5 protein-coding genes are annotated in these 6899 nt (G+C 59.7%); all 5 read right to left on the reverse strand.

Annotated features, from left to right (window positions below; translation table 11 throughout):
* Positions 1-80: 80 nt before the first annotated feature.
* The 5 genes from guaA to GSQ82_RS00985 all read right to left on the reverse strand — a co-directional run bounded on the left by guaA (position 81) and on the right by GSQ82_RS00985 (position 6744).
* Complete coding sequence (gene guaA / locus GSQ82_RS00970) at positions 81-1640, reverse strand: glutamine-hydrolyzing GMP synthase (RefSeq protein WP_158790161.1); 1560 nt, start codon at positions 1638-1640, stop codon at positions 81-83.
* A gap of 60 nt (positions 1641-1700) precedes the next feature.
* Entirely contained in the window at positions 1701-1874 is a 174-nt protein-coding gene (locus GSQ82_RS24475; protein ID WP_174243016.1) for a hypothetical protein, read from the reverse strand.
* 75 nt (positions 1875-1949) lie between these two features.
* Complete coding sequence (locus tag GSQ82_RS00975; RefSeq protein ID WP_254061331.1) at positions 1950-2876, reverse strand: hypothetical protein; 927 nt, start codon at positions 2874-2876, stop codon at positions 1950-1952.
* On the reverse strand, positions 2876-5416 hold the full coding sequence (gene leuS, locus GSQ82_RS00980) for a leucine--tRNA ligase (RefSeq protein WP_158790162.1): 2541 nt from the start codon (positions 5414-5416) through the stop codon (positions 2876-2878). Before leuS ends, GSQ82_RS00975 begins: the two co-directional genes overlap by 1 nt.
* 335 nt (positions 5417-5751) lie before the next feature.
* Complete coding sequence (locus GSQ82_RS00985) at positions 5752-6744, reverse strand: tagatose 1,6-diphosphate aldolase (protein WP_174243024.1); 993 nt, start codon at positions 6742-6744, stop codon at positions 5752-5754.
* Positions 6745-6899: the final 155 nt, after the last annotated feature.

Below are 6899 nucleotides of genomic sequence, written 5' to 3' on the forward strand. Positions count from 1 at the left end.
CTGCTCGTGGGGAGGTCACTTCGTGACGTATATACCCCTTCGGGTGGGCCTCCCGTTGGTCGGCAGGATGATTGTTGCTTCTACTCCCACTCGATTGTTCCGGGGGGCTTCGAGGTGATGTCGTAGACCACGCGATTGATTCCTCGGACCTCGCTCACGATTCGGCTTGAGATCGTTCGCAGCACCTCGTACGGTAGCGGAGCCCAGTCCGCGGTCATGCCATCTTCGCTCTCGACGGCGCGCACTGCGCAGGTGTTTGCATAGGTTCGCTGGTCTCCCATGACGCCGACGCTTTTGACGGGGAGCAGGACCGCGAAGCTCTGCCATACCTTTCGGTATAGGCCGGCCTTTTTGATCTCGTCCACCACGATCTGGTCGGCCTCTTGCAGAATCGCTACGCGCTCTGCGGTGACTTCGCCAAGGATTCTTACAGCAAGGCCTGGGCCGGGGAATGGCTGGCGTTCGATAATATCTTCCGGCATGCCGAGGTCGCGGCCGATCCGGCGTACTTCATCTTTGAAGAGGTCGCGGAGTGGTTCGATGAGTTTTAATTTCATATCTGCAGGCAGGCCGCCTACGTTGTGATGGCTCTTGATGGTGTGTGAGGGGCCGTGGACGCTGCTGGACTCGATGACGTCTGGGTAGAGTGTGCCCTGGACGAGCCATGCGATCTCTTCGCCGGAGCTCTTTTCGGCTTCGAAGATCTTCTTTGCCTCATCGTCGAATACGGCGATGAACTCGTTTCCGATTATCTTTCGTTTCTGTTCTGGATCGGTGACTCCGGCGAGCTTTGTCAGGAATCGTTCGCTCGAATCGACGGCGACGACGTTCAGTCCTAGTTGTTCGCGCATCGTCGTCTGCACTTTGAGGAACTCATCTTTGCGCAGGACGCCGTTGTTCACGAAGATGCAGGTCAGGCGGTTTCCGATGGCACGGGCGACCAGAACTGCGGCCACGCTCGAATCTACGCCTCCGCTTAGACCGCAGATCGCATGTCCTTCGCCGACCTGTGCGCGAACTCGCTCGACGGTGGATTGGATGAAGTGCTCGGGGGTCCAATCCTGTTTGGCTCCGCAGATGTCGAGGCAGAAATTTTTTAGCAGCTCCATCCCCTGGCGGGTGTGCGCGACTTCAGGATGAAATTGAACGGCCCAGATCTTCCGAGCTTCGTTCGCGATTCCGGCAACGGCATTGGCGGTTTTGGCGGTGAGGGAGAAGCCGTCGGGCAGTGTTTCGGCTTCGTCACCGTGCGACATCCAGACGTTCATCTCGCCGGGAAGACCGTGGAAGAGCGGCGTCTCCGCTACGACTGTGACTTCGGCGTGGCCATACTCGCGGGCGGCTGCGCTTACGACCTTGCCGCCGAGGTTGTGCACGATGAACTGCAGGCCGTAGCAGATGCCAAGGATGGGAGCGCCCATGTCGAGCACAGCTTTGTCTGCGGCGGGCGCGTCTGTGTCGTAGACGGAGCAGGGGCCGCCGGAGAGAATGATGCCCTTCGGGTTCAGCGCTTTGATCTGCGTGAGTGGAGCGGTGCAGGGAAGCACGACGGAGAAGACGTTGAACTCGCGTATACGCCGCGCGATGAGTTGCGTGTACTGCGATCCAAAGTCCAGAATGACAATCGTTGAGGTATCCACACATCCAGTGTAAACGCGACGCGGCTTCGCCTTGTCTTCGGCAGAGCGAGGTTGCGTTGCTTAGTAGTTCGAGTCCTTCTGGCGTGCGTTCTCCATGCCGTTGACTACGCCGATGCCGAGCATGATGACGGCGATGGCAATAATGTAGGCCGCAGGGATGTGAATGAGGTAAGCCATGTAGGACACAGCAGCGATTAGAGCTAGTGATCCGAAGGCATAAAACGCAGAGGACATAGTCTCTCTCCGAATGGGAATTAAGGGGACCCGTGGAGAGTATGATGCATGATTTGGTGCGGAGGCGAGATAACTTTAGTACTCGTACGCCCGCCAAAGTTGAAGATAGGCCACCTGCCGGGCTACGTGGAAGAAGTCCGAGCCCAATAGGTAGAGCATGGTAACGCCGATCCACCAACCCATGAGAAACTCGGGCGTGGTGACGCTTTCGAAGGGCAGAGGGGTCGCCGAGAAGACCATCGCCAATACAATCAACGCGATCTTGACGATTCCCATGACGAGGTTGATCTCTACTAGCTTCGACTTCAAGGGGCCGAGACGGAAGGCTGCGGCGAGGCTTGCGCGTACTCCTAGTCCCTTTAACATCGCAAGCAGAGGGGCGACGGAGAGGGCCCAGCTCATGACGGCCCATAGGGTGAAGAGGCCGAGCGTCGCGACGATGACGAGGGAGAAGTAGGCTACGAGGTTTGGCTCGCCACCGCTGGCCATCGGCCCGGTGACCGTCCACTCGGCTACTCGCTCCATGCCCCAGAACCACACTGCGAAGCTTCCGAGAAGTGCAATGACGCGAATGGCTTGCAGCACGATCAGTGTGCCTATGCGGCGGTGCATTCGGCTGTCTGCTCTTCGCAGGACGATGGTTCGGCCCACTGAGGAGACGACGACCCATGTGACCACGAGTAGAGGTGCGAGCCACAGGGCTAAGTGCAGGACTGGCGGCAGTAGCAGGGCTAGCGCTTTTGCGAGGGTTACGGCGGAGGCCATAGGGTCGAGTACGGTCATGCTTCGCAGGGCGCCGTAGTCGAGTGGCGTTGCCTGCAGGATCTTGAGGGCTTCGTAGCGAAGGATGAGGAGCGCGGGGATTCCATAGGCCCAGCGCCAGAGAACTTCGAGTGCCGTCAGCGATGGGCGCCGCCAGCACTCGGATAGCGTGTGCACGAAGGACTGCGTTCCGCGCACGGTTCCTGCAACTACGACTCCGTCCTGCGAGATCTGATCCACTACTTCACCACGAGATTGACGAGCTTGCCCGGCACTACGATTACTTTGACTACTGTCTTGCCTTCGATTCGGGCGATTACTTTTGCATCGGCGAGGGCTGCGGATTTTACTGTCGCTTCATCGCTTTCTGCGGGGACTTTTACTACGTTGACCAGCTTGCCGTTGACCTGCACTGGGATTTCGACTTCGTCCTCACGCGCGAGATCTTCGTTGGCTATGGGCCATTGCGTGCGGAAGACGACGCCATTGCCGCCCATCGTCTCCCAGAGTTCGGCGGCGAGGAATGGAGCGAAGGGGGCGAGCAGCAGGGTGAGGCCGCGAAGTACCTCTGCCATCGCGCTGGGCGAGACCTCGCCTGCGTCCATGGCAGACTCGTTCGCCGTGATCTCGTTTACGAGAATCATGATGGACGAGATGGATGTGTTGAAGTGCCAGCGGCCATCGAAGTCGTGCGTGATCTTGGCGATGGTCTGGTGCAGTCTTCGCAGCAAGGCTTGCCCTGCCGAGGTCTCGGAGCTTTCGCTCGGAGCATTCGGCGTGGCGCATGTGGCGGCGTACTTGGTTACGAGGCGGTGCACTCTGCTTAGGAATCGGCTGATGCCGGCGACTCCTTCTTCCTGCCACTCCAGATCGCGGTCCGGTGGCGCGGCGAAGAGGGCGTACATGCGGGTTGCGTCGGCGCCGTAGCGTTCGATCATCAGGTCGGGCGACACGACGTTGCCCTTGGATTTGGACATCTTTGCGCCGTCTTTGATCACCATGCCCTGGGTGAACAGGCGCTCCGCGGGCTCGTCGTTGTTGATCAATCCGAGATCGCGCATCACCTTGGTCCAGAAGCGTGAGTAGATGAGGTGGAGGATCGCGTGTTCTACGCCGCCGATGTACTGGTCGATGGGGAACCAGTAGTTTGCCTTGTCGGAGTCGAAGGGAGCGGTTGAGTTTTTGGCGTCGGTGTAGCGGTAGAAGTACCAGCTTGAGTCGACGAAGGTGTCCATCGTGTCGGTTTCGCGTCGCGCAGCTCCGCCGCACCTGGGGCACTTTGCGTTGACGAATTCCGCGACGCGGCCGAGGGGGGAACCGTTCGTCTGGGTGATGTCGATCTGCTCGGGCAAGAGGATCGGCAGCTCGCTTTCGGAGACGGGCAAGGGCTCGTCGGGCGAGCAGGTGTCGCAGTAGACCATCGGAATTGGCGTACCCCAGTACCGCTGACGGCTGACGCCCCAGTCCTTCAGGCGATATGTAACGGTGGGGGTGCCAAATCCTTTTGACTTGGCGAACGCGGCCATCTTCTCCTGGGCCTCGAGGCAGTTCTCGCCGGTCCACTCGCCGGAGTCGATCAGGACTGCTTCGTCCTCGCCGGTGTAGGGTAGGGCGAGGTCGTTGGTATCTACGTTGGGAGCGATGACGCGGCGCATCGGAAGTGCGTACTTCTGGGCGAACTCAAAGTCCCGCTCATCGTGCGCGGGGACGCTCATGATTGCGCCGGTTCCGTAATCGGCGAGAATGTAGTTTGCGACCCAGATGGGCACGCGCTCGCCGTTGAATGGGTTGATCGCATAACGGCCTGTGAATACGCCGTGCTTTTCGATGGCGCCTAATGCGTCGGTCTCGCGTGCTTTCTTCTGCTGCTCTAGTAGTTCTTCGATCTGGATTCGCAGCGCGTCATCTTCGAGTGCGAATGCTTTGGATACGGCGTGCTCTGGCGCAAGCTGCACTGACGTTGCGCCGAAGATAGTGTCGACGCGCGTGGTAAATACTGTGACCTTGGCATCGCTGCCGGCGACGCTGAAGTCGACGAGCGCGCCTTCGCTTCGGCCGATCCAGTTGCGCTGCATGGTGCGGACCTTTTCGGGCCAGCCTTCGAGCTTGTCTAATCCCTGGAGAAGCTCGTCGGCGTATCGTGTGATGCGGAAGAACCACTGGGTTAGATCGCGCTGCTCGACGACGGTGTCTTCGTGGCGCCAGCAACATCCACCTACGACCTGCTCGTTCGCGAGTACGGTCTGGCACTCGGGGCACCAGTTGACCTTGCTCTTCTTGCGGTAGGCGAGGCCCTTTTCGAACATCTTGAGGAAGAACCACTGGTTCCATCGGTAGTAGTCGGGGAGGCAGGTGGTGACTTCGGTGGACCAGTCGTAGCTCAGCCCCATGCGGCGCATCTGCACCTTCATGGCGGCGACGTTCGCGAGGGTCCACTGGCGTGGGGGAACTTTGTTTTTTAGCGCGGCGTTCTCTGCGGGAAGGCCGAACGCATCCCAGCCCATGGGGTGCAGGACGTTGAAGCCGCGCATCCACATGTGTCGCGCAAGGGCATCGCCGATGGCGTAGTTGCGGACGTGGCCCATGTGCAGTGCGCCGCTTGGGTAGGGCAGCATCTCCAGGCAGTAGTACTTCGGCTTGCCGGAGTCGTGGCCCTCGGCGGCGTACAGTGAGGCGTCTGCGTCCCAGCGGGTCTGCCACTTCGGCTCTATCTCGGACGGACTGTACCGCTGCTTCTCACTCTCGATCTTTTCTATCGCTGGCTTTTCAATCCCTGACATATCTTTTGATTGTAAAGAATTTAGAGAAAAAAGCCCGGGAGAGTCTCATCGCCGCTAGGTGGTATCGACCTGTAGCGCGATGCGGAGCTGGTTCGGATGTGGTGCGAGGTAAGGAGAGAGTATTGGCACGTTGAGGGTATGGCAGGTCCTTCGACTGCGCCTCTCGCGATGAAACCGCGAGAGACTCCGCTCAGGATGACGCTTTCTATCAATCCATCACATGCGCTCCGGCTATAGGCCGATACTGCCTAGAGGTGAGTTAGAGGGTGGCAGAGGGCAAGAAAAAGCGCCACATTGCTGTGGCGCTTCTGTGGACGATAGATGAGCCGGGGTGACTAGCCTTTGGAGTCGACTTTGTCGTGCCAGGAGTGGGCGTTTTTGAGTGCGTTGTTGACGTTGGTGATGTTTTCTACGCCGGTGGTATTGAGCCAATCTTCGAAGGCCTTTGCGCCTTGTTTGGCATAGATGGCAATGCCGTCCTTCCAGGTGGCGCGGCCGCAGAGGACGCCGTTGAAGGTGGTGCCGGATTCGACGGCGAGTTCGAGGGTTTCGATGAAGACGGGATTGGAGACGCCAGCGGAGAGGTAGATGAAGGGCTTGTGGGTCATGGTGGCGGCGTCGCGGAAGTGCTGGAGAGCCTCGGCGCGGGTGTAGGCCTTTTCGCCCTTGAAGGACTTGGTGCCTTCGACGAAGGCCATCTCGACGGGGACTTCGACCTTAAGGACGTCTACGTTGTAGCGAGCCTTGCCGAACTCGGCCATGGAGCCGGAGGTGACTTCGGGCTTCTTTTTGGCGTATTCGAGGGACTTTTCCTCACCGCCGTGGGCGTCGTAGCCGACGAGTTCGAGGAAAAAGGGGATGTCGTGGGCGATGCACTCGTCGCCGATGCGTTCGACCCAGGCTTGCTTGAGGTCGTTGACTGGGGACTTCTCGAAGGGGGTGTAGTAGAGGAGGATCTTGATGCAGTCGGCGCCGGCTTCCTTGAGACGGCGGACGCTCCAGAGGTCGAGGAGGTCGGGCAGGCGGCCGGGGGTGGTGGCGTCGTAGCCGGTCTTCTCGTAAGCGAGGAAGAGGCCCTTGCCGTTGCGGTGTTTGGAGGCGGGGAGGCCGAACTCAGGATCGAGAAGGATGCCGGTGGCGTGCTTGGTGAGGACGGAGGTGACGAGGATCTTGAACTCTTCGAGGTCGTGGGCGTCGGCGGCGGCACCGCGCTCCTTGGCGAGGGACTTCTGGAGGGAGCCGCGCTGGTCCATGGCTGCAGCGGCGATGACGCCGCGATGGTCGGAGACGGCTTTGAGGCCGGCTAGTTTTCCTGGGGTCAACTTGATCATGGGTGCTGTCTCCTGAGACGGTTCGAGTGATGAAGGACTACGAGACGACATTTTACACAGTGGAGGGCTTGGTTTGCGTTACAGGCTTGTCCTGCCGGACGGGCCCACTGCTCTCGGCCACCCCACGAACGAAGACCTGTTTGTGGGGACCC

This window comes from Granulicella sp. L60 (assembly GCF_009765825.1).
Taxonomy (GTDB): Bacteria; Acidobacteriota; Terriglobia; order Terriglobales; family Acidobacteriaceae; genus Edaphobacter.

Bases quoted from the DNA above. Each gene is read 5' to 3' on its own strand.
- GSQ82_RS24475 (WP_174243016.1), bottom strand. From the start codon at position 1,874: ATGTCCTCTGCGTTTTATGCCTTCGGATCACTAGCTCTAATCGCTGCT.
- leuS (WP_158790162.1), bottom strand. From the start codon at position 5,416: ATGTCAGGGATTGAAAAGCCAGCGATAGAAAAGATCGAGAGTGAGAAG.